20 protein-coding genes are annotated in these 21,017 nt (G+C 64.9%); 18 read left to right on the forward strand and 2 right to left on the reverse strand.

The annotated features are described in order from the left end of the window. Positions 1 to 44 precede the first annotated feature (44 nt). The 6 genes from msbA (at position 45) to murB (ending at position 5,549) form a co-directional block, all read left to right on the forward strand. Positions 45 to 1,784: a lipid A export permease/ATP-binding protein MsbA gene (msbA, locus tag AAGT95_RS15245; RefSeq protein WP_342594382.1), complete on the forward strand. Its 1,740-nt coding sequence runs from the start codon at positions 45 to 47 to the stop codon at positions 1,782 to 1,784. Then, positions 1,781 to 2,845: a tetraacyldisaccharide 4'-kinase gene (gene lpxK / locus AAGT95_RS15250; RefSeq protein WP_342594383.1), complete on the forward strand. Its 1,065-nt coding sequence runs from the start codon at positions 1,781 to 1,783 to the stop codon at positions 2,843 to 2,845. Before msbA ends, lpxK begins: the two co-directional genes overlap by 4 nt. 208 nt (positions 2,846 to 3,053) lie before the next feature. Beyond that, the gene (locus AAGT95_RS15255) at positions 3,054 to 3,254 is read left to right on the forward strand and encodes a Trm112 family protein (protein WP_187775931.1); all 201 of its coding nucleotides are present in this window, start codon (positions 3,054 to 3,056) and stop codon (positions 3,252 to 3,254) included. Beyond that, complete coding sequence (gene kdsB, locus AAGT95_RS15260; RefSeq protein ID WP_342594384.1) at positions 3,251 to 4,024, forward strand: 3-deoxy-manno-octulosonate cytidylyltransferase; 774 nt, start codon at positions 3,251 to 3,253, stop codon at positions 4,022 to 4,024. The genes AAGT95_RS15255 and kdsB overlap by 4 nt, the downstream gene beginning before the upstream one ends. Continuing rightward, on the forward strand, positions 4,021 to 4,515 hold the full coding sequence (locus AAGT95_RS15265) for a low molecular weight protein-tyrosine-phosphatase (protein WP_342594385.1): 495 nt from the start codon (positions 4,021 to 4,023) through the stop codon (positions 4,513 to 4,515). Before kdsB ends, AAGT95_RS15265 begins: the two co-directional genes overlap by 4 nt. Next, the gene (murB, locus tag AAGT95_RS15270; RefSeq protein WP_342594386.1) at positions 4,515 to 5,549 is read left to right on the forward strand and encodes a UDP-N-acetylmuramate dehydrogenase; all 1,035 of its coding nucleotides are present in this window, start codon (positions 4,515 to 4,517) and stop codon (positions 5,547 to 5,549) included. Before AAGT95_RS15265 ends, murB begins: the two co-directional genes overlap by 1 nt. Positions 5,550 to 5,931: 382 nt before the next feature. On the opposite strand, the gene rne is transcribed toward murB, so the two are convergent. Then, on the reverse strand, positions 5,932 to 9,345 hold the full coding sequence (gene rne, locus AAGT95_RS15275) for a ribonuclease E (RefSeq protein WP_342594387.1): 3,414 nt from the start codon (positions 9,343 to 9,345) through the stop codon (positions 5,932 to 5,934). Between the two features lie 777 nt (positions 9,346 to 10,122). On the opposite strand from rne, the gene AAGT95_RS15280 reads away from it, so the two are divergent. From AAGT95_RS15280 to sppA, 3 genes are read left to right on the forward strand one after another with little or no spacing between them, the layout of a single operon-like run. Further along, complete coding sequence (locus AAGT95_RS15280; protein ID WP_110600121.1) at positions 10,123 to 11,070, forward strand: RluA family pseudouridine synthase; 948 nt, start codon at positions 10,123 to 10,125, stop codon at positions 11,068 to 11,070. Beyond that, a complete protein-coding gene (locus tag AAGT95_RS15285) occupies positions 11,060 to 11,752 on the forward strand; it encodes an HAD-IA family hydrolase (RefSeq protein ID WP_110600119.1) in 693 nt (230 codons plus the stop codon). The genes AAGT95_RS15280 and AAGT95_RS15285 overlap by 11 nt, the downstream gene beginning before the upstream one ends. A gap of 60 nt (positions 11,753 to 11,812) precedes the next feature. Then, positions 11,813 to 12,877, forward strand: coding sequence for a signal peptide peptidase SppA (gene sppA / locus AAGT95_RS15290; RefSeq protein ID WP_342594388.1), 1,065 nt, complete (start codon positions 11,813 to 11,815; stop codon positions 12,875 to 12,877). On the opposite strand, the gene AAGT95_RS15295 is transcribed toward sppA, so the two are convergent. Then, entirely contained in the window at positions 12,865 to 13,473 is a 609-nt protein-coding gene (locus AAGT95_RS15295) for a Maf family protein (protein WP_342594389.1), read from the reverse strand. The genes sppA and AAGT95_RS15295 overlap by 13 nt on opposite strands. A gap of 144 nt (positions 13,474 to 13,617) precedes the next feature. On the opposite strand from AAGT95_RS15295, the gene AAGT95_RS15300 reads away from it, so the two are divergent. The 9 genes from AAGT95_RS15300 (at position 13,618) to mltG (ending at position 20,989) form a co-directional block, all read left to right on the forward strand. Further along, positions 13,618 to 14,145, forward strand: coding sequence for a YceD family protein (locus AAGT95_RS15300; protein ID WP_342594390.1), 528 nt, complete (start codon positions 13,618 to 13,620; stop codon positions 14,143 to 14,145). A gap of 30 nt (positions 14,146 to 14,175) precedes the next feature. Then, positions 14,176 to 14,346 (forward strand): 50S ribosomal protein L32, encoded by a 171-nt coding sequence (gene rpmF, locus AAGT95_RS15305; protein WP_087719813.1) that lies wholly within the window; start codon positions 14,176 to 14,178, stop codon positions 14,344 to 14,346. A 29-nt stretch (positions 14,347 to 14,375) separates the two neighbouring features. After that, positions 14,376 to 15,494: a phosphate acyltransferase PlsX gene (gene plsX, locus AAGT95_RS15310; RefSeq protein WP_342594391.1), complete on the forward strand. Its 1,119-nt coding sequence runs from the start codon at positions 14,376 to 14,378 to the stop codon at positions 15,492 to 15,494. A 5-nt stretch (positions 15,495 to 15,499) separates the two neighbouring features. Beyond that, a complete protein-coding gene (gene fabD, locus AAGT95_RS15315; protein ID WP_342594392.1) occupies positions 15,500 to 16,462 on the forward strand; it encodes an ACP S-malonyltransferase in 963 nt (320 codons plus the stop codon). 11 nt (positions 16,463 to 16,473) lie between these two features. Next, positions 16,474 to 17,214, forward strand: a complete 741-nt coding sequence (fabG, locus tag AAGT95_RS15320) for a 3-oxoacyl-ACP reductase FabG (protein WP_342594393.1) — start codon at positions 16,474 to 16,476, stop codon at positions 17,212 to 17,214. A gap of 96 nt (positions 17,215 to 17,310) precedes the next feature. After that, positions 17,311 to 17,544, forward strand: a complete 234-nt coding sequence (gene acpP / locus AAGT95_RS15325) for an acyl carrier protein (RefSeq protein ID WP_110600108.1) — start codon at positions 17,311 to 17,313, stop codon at positions 17,542 to 17,544. Between the two features lie 337 nt (positions 17,545 to 17,881). Then, positions 17,882 to 19,120: a beta-ketoacyl-ACP synthase II gene (gene fabF / locus AAGT95_RS15330; RefSeq protein ID WP_110600106.1), complete on the forward strand. Its 1,239-nt coding sequence runs from the start codon at positions 17,882 to 17,884 to the stop codon at positions 19,118 to 19,120. 3 nt (positions 19,121 to 19,123) lie between these two features. Beyond that, positions 19,124 to 19,930, forward strand: a complete 807-nt coding sequence (pabC, locus tag AAGT95_RS15335; protein ID WP_342594394.1) for an aminodeoxychorismate lyase — start codon at positions 19,124 to 19,126, stop codon at positions 19,928 to 19,930. 54 nt (positions 19,931 to 19,984) lie between these two features. Continuing rightward, a complete protein-coding gene (mltG, locus tag AAGT95_RS15340) occupies positions 19,985 to 20,989 on the forward strand; it encodes an endolytic transglycosylase MltG (RefSeq protein WP_342594395.1) in 1,005 nt (334 codons plus the stop codon). Positions 20,990 to 21,017 lie beyond the last annotated feature (28 nt).

The raw sequence follows: 21,017 nt of genomic DNA on the forward strand, positions 1-21,017 counted from the left end.
GCAGCGCCGCAGGCCAGACCTTTTTCCAGTCGAACGGAGTTACCGTGTCGCAAGCTTCCAGTTTGGCACTCTATCGACGCCTTCTAGAATACGTCCGCGTAGAGTGGCGTTCGTTCGCCTTGGCGGTGGTCGGCTATGCCATCTACGCCGCCTCGAGCACGGCTCTGGCGGAAATGATGAAACGGCTGATCGACGGGATACAGCATCCCGACGCCGCGTTTCGCTACTTCCTGCCGCTATTCGTGATCGGCATGTTTGCCGCCCGGGGGGTCGGAACCTTTCTCGGCACCTACTTCATGAGCAACGTGGCGCGCAACGTGGTGCATCGGCTGCGCTGCAACGTCTTCAACCACATGCTGCACCTGCCGGGCCGCTTCTTCGACATGCACTCCAGTGGCCATCTCATCTCCCGGGTCACCTATCACGTCGAGCAGGTGACGGGCGCTGCCACCAATGCGATCACGATCATTCTGCGGGAGGGCCTGTTCGTGATCGGCCTGATCGGCTATCTGTTCTGGACCAACTGGATGCTGACGCTGATCTTCATGTGCGTGACGCCGTTGATCGGACTGGTGGTGCGCTACACCAGCAAGCGATTCCGCAAGATCTCCCGGCGTATCCAGAACTCGATGGGGGACGTGACCCACGTCGCCTCCGAGGCGCTGACCGGTTATCGGGTCGTGCGCACCCACGGCGCGGAGGAGTATGAAAAGCGCCGCTTCGAGGCCGCCAGCAACTACAACCGCGAGCAGAGCATCAAGGAAGCGATGACCAAGGCGACCAGTACGCCGGTCATCCAGCTGCTGGTGGCGCTGGCACTGGCTGGGCTGGTGTGGCTGGCGATGGCGCCGGAGTTGATGAACGCCATGACGCCGGGCGAATTCGTCGCCTTCATCACGGCAGCCTCGCTGATGGCCAAGCCGATCCGCTCGCTGACCGACGTCAACAGCATCATCCAGAAGGGCCTGTCGGCGTCCCAGGAGCTGTTCGGCCTGTTGAGCCGCCCGACGGAACACGACGAGGGCAGCCGGATGCCGCCGCGACTGAAGGGCGACGTCCGCTTCGAAGGGGTGCGATTCGCCTATGACGAAGACCAGCCGGAGGTGCTCAAGGGCATCGATCTCGACGTGCCCGCTGGCCAGATGGTCGCCATCGTCGGACGCTCCGGGAGCGGCAAGTCGACGCTGATGTCGCTGCTGCCGAGATTCTATCGGCCCACCGACGGTCGCATCCTGATCGACGACGTCGATATCCAGGAGTATCGGCTGTCGCCGCTGCGCCAGCAGATCGCCCTGGTCTCCCAGCAGGTGACGCTGTTCAACACCACGATCGCCGACAACATCGCCTACGGCGTGCCCGATGCCGGTCGCGAGCAGATCGAGGCGGCGGCCAAGGCGGCCTACGCCCACGAGTTCATCGAACAGTTGCCGAAAGGCTACGACACCCTGGTCGGGGACAATGGCGTCATGCTCTCCGGTGGCCAGCGCCAGCGCCTGGCAATCGCCCGGGCCATCTTCAAGGACGCCCCGGTTTTGATACTCGACGAGGCGACGTCGGCGCTGGATACCGAGTCCGAACGCTATATCCAGCGTGCGCTGGAGGTGGTCTGCCAGGGTCGAACGACATTCGTCATCGCCCACCGGCTGTCGACCATCGAGCGCGCCGATCGAATCGCCGTCATGGATCAGGGCTGCCTGATCGAGAGCGGGACTCACGCCGAACTGCTGGAGAAGGGCGGTGCCTACGCCTCGCTATATCAGCTCCAGTTTCAGGAGGAGGCGTGACCCCGCTCGAGCGCGCCTGGTATCGCGGTTCGGCCTGGCTCGTCCTGCTGGCGCCGCTGGAGTGGCTCTATCGCGCCATCGTCGCGCGCCGGCGAGAGGCCTATCGGACGGGGCGTCGGACGGTATGGCAGCCGCCGGTGCCGGTGGTCGTGGTGGGCAATCTCTCGGTGGGTGGGACCGGCAAGTCGCCGCTGGTCGCTTGGCTGGTGCGCTGGCTGGGCGACAACGGCTGGCGGCCGGGGATCGTCTCCAGGGGGTACGGCGGCAAGGCCGAACGCTACCCGCTGGCGGTGACCGCAGAGACGCCGGTGGCGCAGAGCGGCGACGAGCCGCTGATGCTCGCTCGACAGACCGGGGTCCCGCTGGTCGTAGACCCCGATCGTCCCCGAGCGGCGCGCTGGCTCATCGAGCATGCCCAGTGCGACATCGTGGTCGCCGACGACGGTCTCCAGCATTACGCCCTGGGGCGCACGCTGGAACTGGTCGTCATGGATGTCCGGCGCGGCCTTGGCAACCGGCGCTGCCTGCCGCGTGGGCCGCTCCGGGAGCCTCTCGAGCGCTTGCGCGACGTCGATGCGCTGATCGGCAACGGCGGGGAGGTTCCGCTAGCCGACGATGAAGAGGGCGCAGCGCCCCGTTTTTCGCTGACGCTCTCTCCCGTGGCATGGCGACATCTGGCGAGCGGCGAGCGCCATCCCGTCGAGCATCCGCCATTCGGTCCGGGCGAATCGGTGGCGGCACTGGCCGGTATCGGCCATCCGCAGCGATTTTTCGACACGCTGGAAGCCCTGGGGATCGCCCATGAGAAGCACGCTTTCGGCGACCATCATCGATTCTCGGCGGCGGACCTGCCCAGGGAGGCCGCGGTGGTGATCATGACGGCCAAGGATGCCGTGAAGTGCACGGACTTCGTCGATGACCGCTGCTGGGCGCTGGATGTGGAGGCGAGACCGGAACCGGCTTTCGTCGCCTGGTGGGCCGAGCGGGTCGAGGGTTGGAAGCGTGACCAGGGGTTGCACCCAACGTCGGTGAGCGAAGGCCCGGCCGGGGCGAGTCGCTAAGGCGAACATTGGCGAAGTACGGATCGGACCGGCGCGGCAGGCGGTTGTCAACGCCGTCTTGCCGAGCGCAGGCCGTTGTCTTGCGAGGCCCAGATTCGATTCGCGCCTCGCTGGCGTATCAGCGGCGATGGCGCGATCATGGTGACATGTCTCGGCGCTGGTTTGGCGAACACGCCGACGTATTCGGAATCTCCGATAAGGAATGATCATGGATAAGGAATTGATGACGATGTTGATCTGTCCGGTCAGCCATAGCGAGCTGACCTTCGATCGCGAACGTCAGGAGCTCAAGAGCTCGGTCAGCGGGCTGGCCTATCCGGTCCGAGACGGGATCCCGGTGATGCTGGAGAGCGAGGCGCGTGTCATGTCGACCGAGGAAAAGCTCGGCAAGGCGGCCCCGACGTCATGAGCGATTTTGTTGTCGTGATTCCGGCCCGCTTCGGCTCCAGCCGCCTCCCGGGCAAGCCCCTGATGGATATCGACGGGCTGCCCATGGTCCAGCACGTCTGGTTGCGGGCCAGGGAGAGCAGCGCGTCGCGGATCGTGATTGCCACCGATGATGCGCGTATCGAACAGGCGGCCCGGGGGTTCGGTGCCGAGGTCGTCATGACGCGAGACGATCACCACTCCGGCACCGACCGTCTGGCCGAGGTCAGCGCCAAGCTGGCGTTGCCGGACGAGACTATCGTGGTCAACGTCCAGGGCGATGAGCCGCTGCTGCCGGCCTCGGCGATCGATCTCGTCGCGACGCGTCTCGCGTCCGACGCGCGGGCGTCGGTATCGACGCTGGCCGAGCCGATTCACGATGTCGATACGCTGTTCAATCCCAACGTGGTCAAGGTCGTGACCGACTTGAGCGGGCGGGCGCTCTATTTCTCCAGGGCGCCGATCCCCTGGGATCGCAATGCCTGGAAGACCCAGCCGCCGACACGGCTCGAGACGGATTCCTGGCTGCGTCACGTCGGCCTCTACGCCTATCGTGCCGGATTTCTGGGCGATTACGTCAACTGGCAGCCGGCGCCGTTGGAGCAGCTGGAGCAGCTCGAACAGTTGCGGGCGCTCCAGCACGGTCATCTCATTCAGGTGGCGACCGTCTCTTCGTCCCTGCCTGGCGGCGTCGACACCCTGGAGGACCTGGAGCGGGTGCGTCAGCATTTTTCTCAGCGGGAGAGAGCATGAGCGAGTCGCGTCCCGTATGGCGGGTCCTGTTCGTCTGCATGGGCAACATCTGTCGCTCGCCGACGGCGGAGGGCATGCTCAGAAAGCGGCTTCAGGACGAGGGCCTCGACGCTAGCGTCGAGATCGACTCCTGCGGCACCGGGGCCTGGCATGTCGGCCAGGCCCCGGATCCTCGCGCCGTCCAGGCGGCGTCGGAGCGCGGCGTCGACCTGAGTGGCTTGCGTGGGCGCCAGTTGGCGCAGGAGGACTTCGCGCAGTTCGACGAGATTCTGGTGATGGATACCGACAATCTCGATCAGGTGCTGGCGCGGCGGCCGGAAGGTAGTCGCGCACAAGTCTCCCGCCTGCTCCACTACGCCAACCAGCCGGACACGGATGTGCCGGACCCGTATTTCGGCGGCGAGGCGGGGTTTCTCCGGGTGCTGGATCAACTCGAGCTCGCCGTCGAGGGGCTGACGGCGTCGCTTCGCCAGCGTGTGGACGGCGCCTGATGCCGGATTCGATCCCCGAGCTGCAGGCCGATCACGATCTAGGTCACGCCAACACCCTGGCGCTACCGAGCCGGGCCGAGCGTTTCTGGCTCGCCCGCCGCGAGTGCGACGTCGTGCGAGGCGTGGAACTGGCCAATCGCCACGACTGGGACCTCACGGTGCTCGGTGGAGGGAGCAATGTGTTGCTGCCGCCGGTGGTGGGGGGGCTCACGTTGCGGGCGGAGCTCGATGACGTGTCGTTCATGGCGGGTGAAGGCGGCGCCGTGCATGTCGAGGTAGGCGCTGGCGTCAATTGGCATGCGCTGGTCCAACGCTGCGTGGCGCGCGAACTGTGGGGGATCGAGAACCTCGCCTTGATACCGGGACTGGCCGGCGCGGCACCGATACAGAATATTGGTGCCTATGGTGTCGAGATTGGCGACGTGCTCGATTGGGTCGAACTGGTCGATCGAAGAGACGGTCAGCGTCGCCAATTGCGCCGGGAGGCGTGTGAGCTGGGCTATCGTGACAGCGTGTTCAAGCGCGAACTGGCTAACCAGGTCGTGATCACCCGGTTGGGGCTGACGCTCTCCACACGGCCGTCGCCCAAGCTGGGGTACGGCGCCCTCGGTGATCGCGTTGCCGACCCATCGAGCGCGCAGGCGATCTTCGAGGCGATCTGCGCCATTCGTCGGGAGAAACTGCCCGACCCGCTCGTCACGCCCAACGCCGGCAGTTTCTTCAAGAATCCACTGGTCTCGCGGTCTCTGGCCGATCGGTTGCTGTCGGCGGCGCCTTCGATGCCGCATTACCCGCAGCCGGATGGCCGGGTCAAGCTGGCTGCCGGCTGGCTGATCGACCAGTGCGGGCTGCGGGGCTTTCGCGAAGGGGCGTTCGGCATCCACGATCGCCAGGCCCTGGTGCTGGTCCATTTCGGTGGAGGCTCGCTGGAAGAGCTGCTCTCGTTCTCCGAGAGAATCGTCGGCGCCGTGCGGGCGGCGTTCGGGGTGGTGCTCGAACGCGAGCCTCGCGGCATCCAGACCGCGGCCCTCTGAGCGGGCAGGGGCGCGCCACCGAGTGCTGGGCTCCCTCGAAAACTGCTTGCGCTCGACAGTACGGTGTTAAAAATCGGCTGGAACGCCAGCCAGAACTCGACGCCCCCGAGCTAGGCGCCCCCGAGCTAGGCGTCCCCGAGCTAGGCGCCCCCGAGCTAGGCGTCCCCGTCAAAATACGCATTTCCACCCCGTAAACCGGTGCGCCAGCCCGGTCCGTCTTGGCCGATTTTGCCTTGGCTCCGCGCTCCGGTCTGGCCTTCGCTCGCCGACTGTCGGACAGACTCTAGGCCGGCTTGGGTATTGGAATGGATCGGGGCGCGGACCCCGGGCATTAAAAAAGCCCAGACATCGCTGTCTGGGCTTTTTCGTGGCTGGGGGCGACTCAGTTGTCGCCCTGGCCGGTCTCGCGACGCCGCTTTTCACGCGGATCGTTATGCGCCCGCCGGCGACGTGGTCGTCGGGGTTCGCTCTCGTCACCAGACTGGCTTTCCGCGGCCTTGAGCGGACGCTCATTGGCCGGGGTTGCACTGGCCTCGGCTTGACGCGCCTGATCCTGGGTCGGAGCCGCTGTCCCGGTGTCCTCCTCCGTTGAGGCGGGCGTTGCCGACGCTTCGGATACCGGCGCTACCGGTGTGGTGTCACGCGGTGCGTTTTCCTCGGGCGCGACGTCGTCGGCCTTGGTCACGTCCTGGACAGGCTGATCTGCCTTCTCATCCGCGATCGGTCCGGCGGGAGCTGCCGACGCCGGGCTCTCCTCGGTCGATGCCGTCGACTGGGCGATCGCCTCGTGAGCCGGTGAGGTCTCGACACGCTCCGCTTGTGACGTCTCTTCGCCAGGCGCCGATTGGCTGGCGGCATCATCGCTTGCCGAAGAGGTCGCCGACGGTGTGGCGGTGTCGGTCGTACTGGCCTCGGCAGACGCCGGGGTCGCCGGCACTTCGACAGACCGCTCGGAAGACTCGGCCGTGGCGTCGGCAGCGACGTCGTTATCGTCCGCCCGCTGGCTGGTTTCTGAAACGGTCTCCGTCGGCGTGGCCTTCTGGTCCGCTTCGGTCGCTGCCTCGGATTGCGCCTTGACTACCTGATCCTCGTCCGGGACGGATGTCTCAGGGGCGCTGTCCGTCGAGACCGACTCGGAGGATGTCGGCTTGGTCCGCTCCGACTTCCGCGGGTTAGCCGCCTTTCCAGACGCGGCTGCCTCGGCGGTCTTGGTCCTGGATCGGGGCTCTTTCGGCTCGCTCGTGGTCGCGGTCGGTTCGGCCTGTTCGGCGCGCGTGCGTTCGCTTTCCTCGCTCTTGGCCTCGGCCACCGGGGCGTGGCGCTCGGAAGAGGCCGTCTGATCCTGGAGCGATTCGGCTTCGACCGACTCGGCTGGCTTGGCGTCGTCACCGGTATCGGCCGCCGCTGCCGCCTGCAGCTTCTGTTGCTCCTCGGCGGCTGCCGGGTTCAGGGCGTGCTTGCGCGAGCGGTTGCGCGGATTGTTGCGTGTCCGCTTCGGCTTGCTCTCGCCAGTCTCCTTGGGAGCGCTGGGCGCGGGCGAGGCGTCGCGGTTGTCGGTGCGCGGGGTTTTGACGTTGCCTGAAGGGCTGGTGGTATCGGCCTTTGCGGTGTCGCCCTTTGCCTCGTTGCCGATCTTGTCCGTCTTGCCGCGACCGTCCTGCCGGTTGTCCTGACGCGGCTGACGACCCTGGCTCTGGCGATTGTCATTACGGCTGTCGCTGCCGCCCTGACGATCATCCTGGCCGCGACGGCGACGGTTGTTGCCCTGGCGATTGCCATCGCCACCACGGGCGTTGTTGTCGCCTCGCGCGTTGCCGTCGTTGCTGCGGGAGGCGCTGTCGCTGCGCTTTCCGCTGTTATCGCGATCGCTGCGCTGGTCGCTCTTCTGGCCCGTCGGCCGGGAAGGGCGGGAGTTGGCCGAGCCGTTGTCTGCATTGCTGCTGCGGGAAGCGCCCGCCGAGCGGTTGCCACCCTGGCTGCCCTGATCACGCTGGCCGGAGGCATCGCTGGAGCCCGCTGCTTCCTCGTCGGCACGGCGGCGGCCGAACAGGCCCCTGAAGAGCTGCATCAGGCCGCCGTTGGCCGCCTGGGCCTGCGGAGTCGGCGTCGCTGTTGGCGTGGCCGTGCTCTCGGCGGCGGGTTGGGGGGCGACCTTCTTCTCGGGTTCCTGATGCAGCGAGTCCGGAGCCGGGGCCGTGTGCTGGACCGTCTGCACGGCGGCCTGGGTGCGCTGGATCGGCTTGGAGAGCGTCGTTTCCGGCTCCTTGAGCAGGTCGCTGTCGACGGAGAGCTCGAAGCTGGACTTGGTCTCGTCGCCATCTTCGGAGACATGGTCGTCACGCAGGCGCTGGACGTCGTAGTGGGGCGTGTCCATCTCCGGATTCGGCAGCAGCAGAACCTTGACGCTCTGGCGACGCTCGACGTCGGAGAGAACGTTACGCTTCTCGTTGAGCAGGTAGGTCGCCACCGGCACCGGCAGAATGGCGCGAATCTGGGCGCTGCGCTCTTTCATCGCCTCTTCTTCGATCAGGCGAAGGATCGACAGTGCCATGGAGCGGACGTCGCGAATGGTGCCCTGGCCATCGCAGCGGGGGCAGACGACGCCGCTGGTCTCGCCCAGCGAAGGGCGAAGCCGCTGGCGCGACATCTCCATCAGTCCGAAGCGCGAGATACGGCCGATCTGGACGCGGGCGCGGTCGAGCTTGAGGGCGTCGCGAACCCGATTCTCGACCTCGCGCTGGTTGCGTGCCGGCGACATGTCGATGAAGTCGATGACCACGAGGCCGCCAATATCGCGAAGTCGCAACTGGCGGGCGATCTCGTCGGAGGCTTCCAGATTGGTCTGGAGCGCGGTCTCCTCGATGTCGGCGCCACGGGTGGCGCGTGCCGAGTTGATATCGATCGAGACCAGCGCCTCGGTATGGTCGATGACGACCGAACCACCCGAGGGGAGCTTGACCTCACGCTGATAGGCGGTCTCGATCTGGGACTCGATCTGGAAGCGCGAGAACAGCGGCACGTCGTCGGTGTAGAGCTTGATCTTCTGCTGGTAGGACGGCATCACCTGACGGATGAAGCTCAGCGCCTCCTCGTGCACGTCCGCGCTATCGATCAGCACCTCGCCGATGTCCTGGCGCAGGTAGTCGCGCATGGCGCGGATGATTACGTTCGACTCGCGGTAGATCAGGAACGGGGCAGGGCGCTTGACCGCTTCGGTGGTGATCGCATCCCACACCTGAACCAGGTAGTCGAGATCCCACTGCAGCTCCTCGGGGGAGCGGCCGATACCCGCCGTGCGCACGATCACGCCCATCTTGTCCGGCAGGGTCAATTGACCCATGGCCTCCTTGAGCTGGCTGCGCTCCTCGCCCTCGATCCGGCGAGAGATACCGCCGGCGCGAGGGTTGTTGGGCATCAGGACCAGAAAGCGTCCCGCCAGGCTGATGAAGGTCGTCAGTGCCGCGCCCTTGTTGCCGCGCTCTTCCTTGTCGACCTGGACGATGACTTCCTGACCCTCTTTCAGGACCTCCTTGATATTGGGTCGGCCCGAGGGGTCCTTGGAGAAGTACTCGCGGGAAATTTCCTTGAGCGGCAGAAAGCCGTGGCGATCGGCGCCGAAGTCGACGAAGGCCGCTTCGAGGCTGGGTTCCAGGCGGGTGATCTTGCCCCGGTAGATGTTGGCTTTCTTCTGTTCCCGGGCACCGGATTCGATGTCCAGGTCGTAAAGGCGTTGTCCATCCACGAGTGCGACGCGCAGCTCTTCCGGCTGTGTCGCATTGATGAGCATTCTTTTCATACGGTCTCGCTAATTGAGCGTGCCGGTGGAAGGCGTGCTGCAATCGGCGACGACGAACCGCAAGCGGTCGTGCTGTGCTCGCGCACATTGGTGAAGCGACCCGGCAGGGCAAGCAGGCGCAGAGGGTGTGCCAGAACGAGCTCAGCGTGCAATACGCTGAAGACCCGCGTCAGGAACTCGAGGGGAATGTCCGAAAAACGCAGGTCGAACGGCGCGATGCGGCCATCGGTGCGAATTCGGGTCGACGCTCGTCGAGCCCAGTGGCGTGCTTGCTCATTACCATTACATCTTTGCTTTCATTACCTGCTTGCTAGGGGCGCTACACGAACATGGGTTGAGTACGAAACGGTGGCAGGACATGTCACGGTGCGTTTTTCGTTGACGCATCCGGTCCTGCAGACTGCCGTCTATATCACTTGGCATTGTTCGGTTCGGCGACGCCTTCCACTGGTACCTGTGGATTTCCCGCGAGCATGGCGAGCTGAGGTCAGTCGCACGGTCGAGTCGGGGCCTGGCGTTCCAAACGTGTTTTGATCACTCCAGCAGCCGTGAGCGGTTGGCTTCGTTAACTCTCTGGAGGATCGAGACATTTTTTCACTTCGGCCAGCCTATGCAGTCGCTGACGCCTGGATGGGGGATAAACCCACCGAGTGAGTTCGCAATATAACAGTAATGCCGAGGTAGCGGCAATTGAGCTCGCGCTACCGGCTGCGTGCGTTAGAATGGCGGCCGGCGGCGCGCTGGTGTCGCCGCGCAGTGCCGTCGAGGGAGTCGAGCATGGCCGAAGGCCAGGAAGTGCAGTTTATCGAGGTCAGCGAGTCCCAGCAGGGACAGCGGATCGACAATTTCTTGCGGACGCGCCTGAAGGGCGCGCCGAAGTCGTTGATCTACCGCATCGTTCGTAAGGGCGAGGTGCGTGTCAACAAGAAGCGTATCAAGGCGGATTACCGCGTTCAGACCGGCGACGTGGTTCGCGTGCCGCCGCTGAGGCTGGCGCCGGAGAGTGCGGTGAAAGAAGCCAGCGAGGGCCTGCGTAACCTGCTGGCCGGTAGCGTCGTCATCGAAGGCCCGGACTGGCTGGTTATCAACAAGCCGTCGGGGCTGGCCGTGCACGGCGGCAGTGGCGTCAAGATCGGCTTGATCGAGGCGCTGCGCCAGGTGCGCGAGGACCTGGATTTCCTCGAGCTCGTTCACCGTCTCGATCGCGACACTTCGGGTTGCCTGCTGCTGGCCAAGAATCGGGAATCGTTGCTGTCGCTCAATACCGCGCTGCGCGAGCGCCGGATGGAGAAGGGTTACCTGGCGCTGGTGCAGGGGCGCTGGCCGGCGCGGCGCGACTACGTCAGCGCCCGGCTGGAGCGTTACGACGCCGGCAACGGCGAGCGTCGGGTGCGGGTGGACGACAATGGCAAGGTGTCGCGGACCCGCTTCGCGGTGCGTGAAACGTTCCCGAAGGTGACGTTGATCGAGGCGGAACCGGTCACTGGGCGCACCCATCAGATCCGCGTCCATGCCGCGCATGCCGGACACGCGCTGCTGGGGGACGACAAGTACGGTAGCGCCGAGGGTGCGCGCCTCGCGCGATCCCTGCGTCTGGATCGTCTGTTCCTGCACGCCTTGACCCTGACCTTCCCCGATCCCAAGACCGGGCGGCCGGTGCAGGCGAGAGCGCCGCTGGAGCCGGGGCTGGAGAAGGTGCTGGAGCGTGCCCGTCATGGCGGTTGAGGCGCTCGCCGGCGAGCGTGTGTCGCGGCGTTGCCGCTACTCGCTGGTGATCTTCGACTGGGACGGCACGCTGATGGATTCGGCGGCGCGTATCGTGGCTTGCATGCAGGCCGCCGCGCGCGAGTTGCAGTGGCCGGTGCCGAGCGATGCCGATGTGCGCAATATCATCGGGCTCGGCTTGCCGGAAGCCGTCGCCATGCTCTTTCCGGGGGTGACGGCCCTCGATCAGGATCGATTGCGGGAAGCCTACGGCCATCAGTTCCGGGTCGCCGATCGGATACCGACCCCGTTCTTCCCCGGCGTGGTGGAGGGCATCGGCTGCCTGCGCCGCGATGCCCGGTGTCGGCTGGCGGTCGCCACCGGCAAGAGTCGTCGCGGGCTGGACCGTGTCTTCGGTCACGAAGCCTGCGGCGACTGGTTCGCGGCGAGTCGTACCGCCGATCTCACGCGTTCGAAACCGCACCCCCAGATGCTCGAGGAGCTGCTGGCCGAGTGCGATGTGCCCATCGCCGAGGCCGTCATGATCGGCGACACCGAATATGACCTGGAGATGGCCAGGGCCATCGGCATGGATCGCATCGCGGTGACCTATGGCGTGCACGAGCGTCAGCGTCTGCAGCGCAGCGACCCCAGGTTCGTCGCCGATGACTTTCCGTCGGTCGTCGAGTGGTTGCTGGACTGACGTCGTCGTCTGCCGACCTTTTAGATGCGCTGGGTGCGGGAATTCAGCAAGGAGACGAGAATGAGCGACGATCGACGGGATGACTGGACGCAGGGGCCGGAGTTGAGCCGCTCGGAGGCCGAGCGGCGCAAGGCGGCGGGCGCGCCTCGCGATGGCGAACCGGCCAGCGCCGATACGGTGCGGCTGGCTGAAGTGCAGATGATGGATCGGTGGGTCGGCGGCGTGCTCGCCGAGCAGCGACGGTCGCGGCGCTGGAAGATCTTCTTCCGGCTGCTGTTCGCGCTGATCGTGATCGCGGGACTGTGTCTGAGTGCCTATGCCATGTTTCTGGCCCAGGGCGACGGCGGGTCCTCCAGTCGCCGGCATCTTGGCGTCGTCGAGGTCAGCGGACCCATCGACGCCAATGGCCAGGCCGACGCCGAGCGCATCATCAAGGGGCTGCAGCGGGCGTGGAGGGATCCCAATGCCGACGCCGTGGTGCTGCATGTCAACAGTCCCGGCGGGAGTCCGGTCCAGTCGCAGCGCGTCTATGACGAAATTCGCTATCTCCAGGCCCAGGGCGACAAGCCGATTCTGGCCGTCATCGAGGACATTGGTGCCAGCGGCGCCTACTACATGGCCTCGGCGGCGGATCGTATCTACGCCTCGCCGGCCAGCCTGGTCGGCTCGATCGGCGTCATCAGCTCGGGGTTCGGCCTCGAGCGCGCGATCGACAAGATCGGTGTCGAGCGTCGTGTCTTCACGGCAGGGGAGAACAAGGCCTTCATGGATCCGTTCTCGCAGATATCACCGGGGCAGCGCGAGTTCTGGCAGTCGGTGCTGGATACCACGCACCGGCAGTTCATCGAGGCCGTCAAGGCCGGGCGTGGTGACCGCCTGAGCGACGATCCGGAGCTGTTTTCCGGCTTGGTCTGGACCGGCGAGCAGGCCAAGTCGCTGGGGCTGGTCGATGATCTCGCCAACCTCGAGCAACTGTCGCGGGCGCGTCTTGGGGAGGTGAGCCTCAAGGATTACACCCCGTCCCTCGATCCCTGGTCGCTGGTCTCCAACAAGCTCACCAGCGCGGCGGCCCACTGGCTGGGTCTGGATAGTGCGGCGTCGCCAGTGCGCTATCAGCTACCCTGAGGGAGTTGTCGGTCGGCGCCGAGTGGGTTGACGCCGGCCTCTCGCAGCAGTTCGCATAGCCTGATGAGGGGAAGGCCGATCAGGGTGTTGGGATCGTTACCTTCGAAGCGTTCGAATAGCGCGATGCCAAGCCCTTCCATCCGGAAGCTCCCCGAGCTGTCGTAGGGCTGGTCGCGGGAGACGTAGTCCTCTATTTCCGCGTCGCTCAGGGCCCGAAACCAGACGTGGTAGGTGTCGTGAACGACCCGGTGGCGCCCGCTGCGCGTATCGATCAGGGCAAGGCCGGTCATGAAGCTGACCTTGTGCCCCGAGAAGCGGCGGAGATTGGCGCAGGCCGTGTCGAAGTCGCCGGGCTTTCCCAGTATGTCGCCGTCGAACAGCGCCAACTGGTCGGAGCCGATGATCAGGTGGCCGGGGTAGTCGGCGGAAACCGCCTGGGCCTTGGAGAGCGCCAGCCGATGGGCCAGGCTCTCGGCGTCTTCCCCTGGTCGCCGGGTTTCATCGATGTCGGGCGAGGACCAGACGTAAGGGAGTCCCAGCCGGTCCAGCAGTTGGCGGCGATAACGGGAGCTGGAAGCGAGTACCAGGCGAGACATCGGGCTGCTCCTTGATAATCGGGTAGGCGGCACCGCGGCAGCGGCAGGGTGGTTGGCCCCTGCGGGGGTGCCTTGTCGGGCGACAGGATAGCGCGTTCCGACTGCTTTGACAGGGCCTTGGCAAATCCCTATTATGTCGCGCCTATGTTGACCAGACGACTTCCCCCGACCGTCGAGCCTTATCGGGCAGCGGCTAACCAAGAAACGATCGAGGGGCTTGTCGACCTCGAGAAACTGGCGCGCCTCAAGATCGAGATCGGGCCGCAGCAAGGCGATGCCGTCGTCAAGCTGCAGTTCGATATCGATACGCAGCGTCGCCATCTGATCGATGGGGAGCTGGAAGCGGATCTCATGATTCCGTGTCGGCGTTGCCTGCAGCCCATGGCGGTATCGGTCGCCAGTCACTTCAAGTTGGCAGTCGTCAGCGACGATGCGCTGGCGGCGACGGTGCCCAGCGACTACGAACCGGTGCTGGTCGATAATGAACAGCTGGACCTGCTGGAGGCGATCGAGGACGAGCTGATCCTCAGCCTGCCCCAGGTGGTCTATCACGACGAGGCAGATTGTGCCGTCTCCCGTGAGCAATTGAGCAGCGGTGAAGCCTCGATAGAGGAGGCCGCCCGCCCTGACAACCCCTTCGACGTGCTGAAGTCGTTGAAGGGAAAACTCTGAACCCGAAGACATTGACGTTGGAGTCATATCATGGCCGTTCAACAAAACCGTAAGACCCGTTCCAAGCGCGGCATGCGTCGCGCACACGATGCACTGACCTCCCCGGCCCTGTCCCAGGATCAGGAAACCGGTACCACGCATCGCCGTCACCACGTGGCCCCCGATGGCTACTATCGTGGTCGCAAGGTCGTCGACGTTTAAACAGACGTCGGACGCTTGGTAGAAGAGCAGTGCGCATCGCCATCGATGCCATGGGCGGGGACTTCGGTCCCCGCGCGACTATTGGTGGCCTGCTGCTGGCGCTGAAACGTCATCCGGAACTCGAGCCCACGGTATTCGGTCCGAAGGTTGAGCTTCGTGCGCTGGTCGAGGAGCTGACCGGCGACGCGACGGAGGCGCCGCTTGCCGAGCGCCTGGAATGGGTGGATGCACCGCGAGTCGTGCTTCAGTCCACACCGCCGATGGAGGCTCTCGACGATCCCTCTTCGACCAGCATGTTCGGCATGCTGGCGGCGGTGCGGGATGGCGAGGCCGATGCCGGCATCACTTGTGGCAACACGGGCGCGCTGGTGGCGTTGGCGAGGCGGGAGCTGGGAAGTGTTCCCGGTATCTCGCGGCCGGCAATCAGTACCGCGGTCCCGACCCGCAAGGGCGGGCGGTGTTATTTGCTCGATCTGGGGGCCAGCGTCGATGTCCATGCCCGACATCTCGTTGACTTCGCCCGCATGGGAGCCTTGATGGCGCGGGTCGTCGATGGCGTGGCGCTACCCAGGGTGGCGTTGTTGAATGTCGGTATCGAGGCGAGCAAGGGCGTGGCCCGCGTGCGCGAGGCCGACGCGCTTCTGAAAGCCCGCGGCGGCGGCGACTTCGACTACGTCGGGTATATCGAGGGCGATGCGATCTTTTCCGGTTCGGTCGACGTCGTGGTCTGCGATGGGTTCGTGGGCAACGCCGTGCTCAAGGCGAGCGAGGGCGTGGCCCAGATGCTGCTGAAGCGGCTGCAGGAAACCTTCGAATCCCACTGGTCGACACGCTTGGTGACTCTGCTGGCGCGACCCGCGCTGATGCGGTTCAAGGCGCAGTTGGACCCGGTGCGGCACAACGGTGCCAGTCTGCTCGGGCTCAACCGTATCGTGGTGAAGAGTCATGGCAATGCCAGTGCCCAGGCCTTCGCCTTCGCCATCGACCGGGCTGTACGTGAAGTCGAGGTCGGATTGCCGGACCATCTTCGCGCGGCATGGTCTCACGACTCGGCGACGCCTGTTATCTCGTCGATCGTCACCGACGATCGAGAGGATAGCGGGTCTTGCGACACGACGAGATCCGACGGTCCACCATTTCAAGGGTGAGCGCGATGACGCAATCACTGGCTTTGGTCTTTCCCGGGCAGGGCTCGCAGCAGGTCGGCATGCTGCGTGAACTGGCCGAACGTTACAGCGTAGTTCGCACGACATTCGACGAGGCATCGGAAGCGCTTGGCTACGACCTCTGGCATGTCGTCCAGGAAGGCCCCGAAGAGAAACTCAACGCGACGGCTTGTACCCAGCCCGCGCTGCTGGCGTCGAGCGTGGCGATCTGGCGTGTGTGGCAGGAGCTGGAGGGGCCGCGGCCCTGCATGATGGCCGGCCACAGCCTGGGCGAGTACAGTGCCATGGTCTGTTCCGGTGCCCTCGGTTTCGCGGAGGGGATCCGGCTGGTGCGCCTGCGTGGCGAGGCGATGCAGCAGGCGGTGCCCGCGGGCGAAGGTGCAATGGCCGCGATTCTGGGGCTGGAAGACGCGGCGGTCGAGACGGCCTGCCGCGAAGCCGCCCAGTCGGAGGTGGTCGCTGCCGTCAACTACAATTCTCCGGGCCAGGTCGTCATTGCGGGCCACCGCGGCGCCGTCGACCGGGCCATCGCGCTGTGTCAGGAAGCTGGGGCAAAGCGCGCGCTGCCGCTGCCCGTGTCGGTGCCCTCCCACTGCGCATTGATGCAGCCCGCCGCCGAGAAGGTCGAGCAGGCGATGGGGGCGATGGAGTTCAAGCTGCCGCGTTATGCTGTCTATCAGAACGTCGATGCTCGGGTGCCCGCGACGACGGAGGCGCTTCGCCATCGGCTGGTCGAACAGCTCTATCGTCCGGTGCGCTGGACAGCTTGCGTGAACGCCATGTTCGACGATGGTGCTGCCGTGTTCATCGAGTGTGGCCCGGGCAAGGTCTTGACTGGCTTGAGCAAGCGTATCCAGCGACAGGCTAAGGGGCTGGCGGTCAATGATCCCGATACGCTGACGGCTGCGCTCGAGCTGGCGCGTGAAACGCTGGACGTACAAGAGCCTTAAGGATGAATGACATGACCGAACGTAGAGTTGCGCTGGTCACCGGCGCGAGTCGTGGGATTGGGCGCGCCGTCGCGCATGAGCTGGGTCGGCAGGGGCGCATCGTGATTGCCACCGCCACCAGCGAAGCCGGCGCCACCAGGATCGACGACGATCTCAAGGCTCAGGGCATCGAAGGCCTGGGGCTGGCGCTGGACGTCACCGACCAGGCCAGTGTCGATGCGCTTTTCAAGCGCATCACCGAGACCTTCGAGGCGCCGACCATCCTGGTCAACAACGCCGGTATCACGCGTGACAATCTGTTGATGCGAATGAAGGAGGACGAGTGGGATGCGGTCCTCGATACCAATCTCAAGTCGGTCTATCGTGTCTCCAAGGCCAGTCTCCGGGGGATGACGCGGGCGCGCTTCGGTCGCATCATCAACGTCAGTTCCGTCGTGGCGATGATGGGCAACCTGGGGCAGGCCAACTATGCTGCGGCCAAGGCCGGCATGGAAGGCTTTACCCGGGCATTGGCGAGAGAGGTTGCCTCGCGTGCGATTACGGTCAACGCCGTGGCACCGGGTTTCATCGATACTGACATGACCCAATCTTTGCCGGAAGCTCAGCGGGATGCGCTTCTGGGGCAGATTCCGCTGGCCCGTCTGGGGCAGCCGGAGGAAATCGCCGCCGCTATCGGGTTTCTCGCAAGCGATGCAGCCGGTTATATTACCGGCGAAACGCTGCAGGTTAATGGCGGCATGAACATGCGGTAATCCTCCCGCGACGCGGGTTGCGTCGTCTGGGGGCGGTCTATAAACTACCCGCAGCTTTTTAGCTGGCGGATTCGTACCACTAGGAGTAACGACATAATGAGCACCATCGAAGAGCGCGTGAAGAAGGTTGTTGCCGAACGCCTGAACGTCAAGGAAGAGGATATCCAGAACACCTCATCCTTCACCGAAGACCTCGGCGCGGATTCGCTGGATACCGTCGAACTGGTGATGGCGCTCGAAGAGGAATTCGACACCGAAATTCCCGACGAAGAAGCTGAAAAGATCACGACCGTTCAGGAAGCGATCGACTACATCGTCGCTCATCAGTAAGCCCGGTATTCTCCGTTGATACGGAGAATGCCACCGGGCAGGACGTGCCGATGTTCAGAAAGCCGCTCTCCACGAGAGCGGCTTTCTGCGTTTTGAAAGCCTTTTCTCGAGAGGGCGGGACAAGCGCTTGCGCCACGGCGCCCGGGCACGGCGAGCGAGGTGGCGTGGACATGGAGGTGACTGGTGGGGCAAAGTCACCGTTCGCGACGCCCATCTCCAGGGTTGTTCAGGTATAATTCGCGCCAGTCGGGCCCAGGCGAAGTCCTCGGTCTCGTGAGGCGATGATGGCTTCACGGATCGTGCCTTCAGGGCCATCAGGAAGTTCGGAGGAGATTCGATGCCGCGCAGAAGAGTGGTGGTGACCGGGATGGGGCTGGTAACGCCAGTCGGTAACACGGTCGAGGAGAGCTGGAAGAGCCTCCTGTCAGGGAAGAGTGGCATCGCGCCGATCGAGCATTTCGATACGACCGGCTTCAACACCCGGTTCGGTGGTGCGGTAAAGGACTTCGATATCGGCGAGTATCTCAATCCCAAAGAGGCTCGCAAGATGGATCTGTTCATCCAGTATGGGGTTGCGGCGGCGACACAGGCGATGCGCAACTCCGGTATCGAATGCACCGAGGAAAACGCACACCGCATCGGTGTCGCCATCGGTTCGGGCATCGGCGGCCTGCCCATGATCGAGCGCAACCACGACTCGCTTCACAAGGGTGGACCGCGTCGCATATCGCCGTTCTTCGTTCCGGGGTCGATCATCAACATGATCTCCGGCAGCCTGGCGATCCAGCACGGCTTCAAGGGTCCCAACATCGCGATCACCACTGCCTGCACGACCGGTACGCACAATATCGGCTACAGCGCGCGAACCATCGCGTACGGTGATGCCGACGTGATGTTTTGCGGCGGCGCCGAGATGGCGACCACGCCCCTGGGCCTGGGCGGATTTTCCGCGGCGAGAGCGCTGTCCACCCGCAATGACGACCCACAGGCGGCCAGCCGGCCCTGGGATCGCGACCGCGATGGCTTCGTGCTCTCGGACGGTGCCGGCGTCATGGTGCTGGAGGAGTACGAACACGCCAAGCGCCGGGGGGCCACCATCTATGCGGAACTGACCGGTTTCGGGATGAGCGACGATGCGTTCCACATGACGTCGCCTCCCGAAGATGGCAGCGGTGCGGCGGCCTCGATGGCCAACGCCATCCGGGATGCCGGGATCGATCCCGCCGACATCCATTACATCAACGCTCACGGCACCTCCACATCGGCCGGTGACGTGGCGGAAAGTCGAGCGGTGGAGCGGGTGATGGGCGACGCCGCGCGTCAGGTCGCGGTCAGTTCGACCAAGTCCATGGTGGGCCATCTGCTGGGCGCGGCCGGGGCGGTCGAGGCGATTTTCTGCGTGCTGGCCATTCGCGATCAGGTCGCGCCGCCGACGATCAACCTCGACAATCCCGACGAGGGTTGCACGCTCGATTACGTGCCCAACAACGCTCGGGAAATGCCGATCCGGACGACGCTGTCGAATTCGTTCGGATTCGGTGGCACCAACGGGTCCCTGATCTTCACCCAGGTCTAGCGCATGCGCGATACAGCGCTTCCGATGGACGATCGCGGTCTCGCCTACGGTGACGGCGTGTTCGAGACCATCCTGGTTCGCGATGGTCGCCCGCAGCTGTGGAAGCAGCACATGGCGCGCCTGCAGGCGGGGATCGAGCGGCTGGCGCTTCCCCGGCCGGACCTCGCAGCTTTCGAGGCCCTGCCGGCGCAGTGCGGGCCTGGCCTCAAGGTGCTGAAGCTGATCGTCACCCGGGGCAGCGGTGGACGAGGATATCGTCCGCCGGCGCTGGCCGAGCCGCGGTGGCGGTGGACGGTCTCCGCCTTCCAGCCCATTGCCGAACGCTGGTTCGAAGGCGTGAACGTTCGTTGCTGCGAGCTTCGGCTGGGTCGGCAACCCCGCCTGGCCGGGATCAAGCATCTGGCACGACTCGAGAACGTCCTTGCCCGGCAGGAGTGGCAGGACGACGCCATTGCCGAGGGAGTGCTGCTCGATTCGGAAGAGTGTCTGGTGGAGGCGACGGCGATGAATCTGGTCTGGCGTCGAGAGGGGCGCCTCGAAACACCGTTGCTCGATCATTGCGGCGTCGACGGGACGCTCCTGAATGCGCTGGAAGCCGTCGTCGACATCGATCGGGTCCGCGTCGGGCTCGATACCTTGCTGGCCGCGGATGCCGCCTGGCTGATCAATAGCGTCCAGGGCGCGTGGCCCATACGGCGGCTGGATGACAGCGCCGGCAACTGTCTCAGGCAGTGGCCGCTCGCGACGAGCGATGCTTTCCGACAGGCGGCCCATGAACAGTTGGGGTATCCGCTGAACCGCAGCGACTGACCCCCGTATCATGCCCGGGAGCCGATGCACGGCTTCCGGCGATTAAGGATAGACATGCGTCTCCTCAAAATTCTGATCGGGATACTGCTGCTTGCCACGATCGTGGTCTTCGGCGGATTCCACTATTGGCAAAAACAGCTCGACGGGCCGATAGCGCTCGATGAGCAGACGATCTACGAAGTGCCGCGGGGGGCCGCGTTCACCCGCGTCATCGACGATCTCGAGAAGCGCGGCGTCATCGACGCGGCCTGGCCCTATCGGCTGCTGGCCCGCGTTGCACCCGAGGCGACCCAAGGCCTGCGTGCGGGGGAGTTCGAGCTCGATCCGGGCATGAGTGGCCGTCAACTGATCGCGCACCTTTCCAGCGATCAGGTCGTCACCTATCGGCTTACCATTCCCGAGGGGTGGACATTTCGGCAGATGCGCGCCCAGTTGGACAAGGCCGCCAAGCTCGACCATCGAACGGCGGCGATGAGCGACGAGGAAGTCATGGCCGCGCTGGGACACGAGGACACCTTCCCCGAGGGGCAGTTCTTTCCCGATACCTACCGCTATCACAAGGGCGTGACGGACCTCGAGATCCTGCGCCGCGCCTTCGACCGGATGCAGCAGACGCTGGCGAGCGTCTGGGACGAGCGCGACGACGACCTGCCGATCGATACGCCGTATCAGGCGTTGATCCTGGCATCGCTGATCGAGCGGGAGACCGGGGTGCCGGCGGAACGTGGCGAGATCGCGGGCGTCTTCGTCCGTCGCTTGCAAAAAGGCATGCGTCTGCAGACCGACCCGACCGTGATCTACGGCATGGGCGACAGCTATGTCGGCAATATCACTCGGGCCGATCTCCAGCGGCAGACTGCCTACAATACCTATGTCATCGAAGGGCTGCCGCCGACGCCGATCGCGATGCCCGGACTCGGGTCGCTCGAGGCCGCCGTCCATCCCGCCGCGGGCGACACGCTCTATTTCGTGGCCAAGGGGGATGGGTCGCATCAGTTCTCGCGGACGCTGCAGGAGCACAACGCTGCCGTCCGCCGCTACATCCTGAATCGCGATTGAGTTCGCGGTCCACTTATCGACGAGACGA

Source organism: Salinicola lusitanus (genome assembly GCF_038648475.1).
Lineage (GTDB): Bacteria > Pseudomonadota > Gammaproteobacteria > Pseudomonadales > Halomonadaceae > Salinicola > Salinicola lusitanus.

Coding starts and splice junctions, on each gene's coding strand:
- AAGT95_RS15255 (WP_187775931.1), top strand. CDS start 3,054: ATGGATAAGGAATTGATGACGATGTTGATCTGTCCGGTCAGCCATAGC.
- kdsB (WP_342594384.1), top strand. CDS start 3,251: ATGAGCGATTTTGTTGTCGTGATTCCGGCCCGCTTCGGCTCCAGCCGC.
- AAGT95_RS15265 (WP_342594385.1), top strand. CDS start 4,021: ATGAGCGAGTCGCGTCCCGTATGGCGGGTCCTGTTCGTCTGCATGGGC.
- murB (WP_342594386.1), top strand. CDS start 4,515: ATGCCGGATTCGATCCCCGAGCTGCAGGCCGATCACGATCTAGGTCAC.
- rne (WP_342594387.1), bottom strand. CDS start 9,345: ATGAAAAGAATGCTCATCAATGCGACACAGCCGGAAGAGCTGCGCGTC.
- AAGT95_RS15280 (WP_110600121.1), top strand. CDS start 10,123: ATGGCCGAAGGCCAGGAAGTGCAGTTTATCGAGGTCAGCGAGTCCCAG.
- AAGT95_RS15285 (WP_110600119.1), top strand. CDS start 11,060: ATGGCGGTTGAGGCGCTCGCCGGCGAGCGTGTGTCGCGGCGTTGCCGC.
- sppA (WP_342594388.1), top strand. CDS start 11,813: ATGAGCGACGATCGACGGGATGACTGGACGCAGGGGCCGGAGTTGAGC.
- AAGT95_RS15295 (WP_342594389.1), bottom strand. CDS start 13,473: ATGTCTCGCCTGGTACTCGCTTCCAGCTCCCGTTATCGCCGCCAACTG.
- AAGT95_RS15300 (WP_342594390.1), top strand. CDS start 13,618: ATGTTGACCAGACGACTTCCCCCGACCGTCGAGCCTTATCGGGCAGCG.
- rpmF (WP_087719813.1), top strand. CDS start 14,176: ATGGCCGTTCAACAAAACCGTAAGACCCGTTCCAAGCGCGGCATGCGT.
- fabD (WP_342594392.1), top strand. CDS start 15,500: ATGACGCAATCACTGGCTTTGGTCTTTCCCGGGCAGGGCTCGCAGCAG.
- fabG (WP_342594393.1), top strand. CDS start 16,474: ATGACCGAACGTAGAGTTGCGCTGGTCACCGGCGCGAGTCGTGGGATT.
- acpP (WP_110600108.1), top strand. CDS start 17,311: ATGAGCACCATCGAAGAGCGCGTGAAGAAGGTTGTTGCCGAACGCCTG.
- fabF (WP_110600106.1), top strand. CDS start 17,882: ATGCCGCGCAGAAGAGTGGTGGTGACCGGGATGGGGCTGGTAACGCCA.
- pabC (WP_342594394.1), top strand. CDS start 19,124: ATGCGCGATACAGCGCTTCCGATGGACGATCGCGGTCTCGCCTACGGT.
- mltG (WP_342594395.1), top strand. CDS start 19,985: ATGCGTCTCCTCAAAATTCTGATCGGGATACTGCTGCTTGCCACGATC.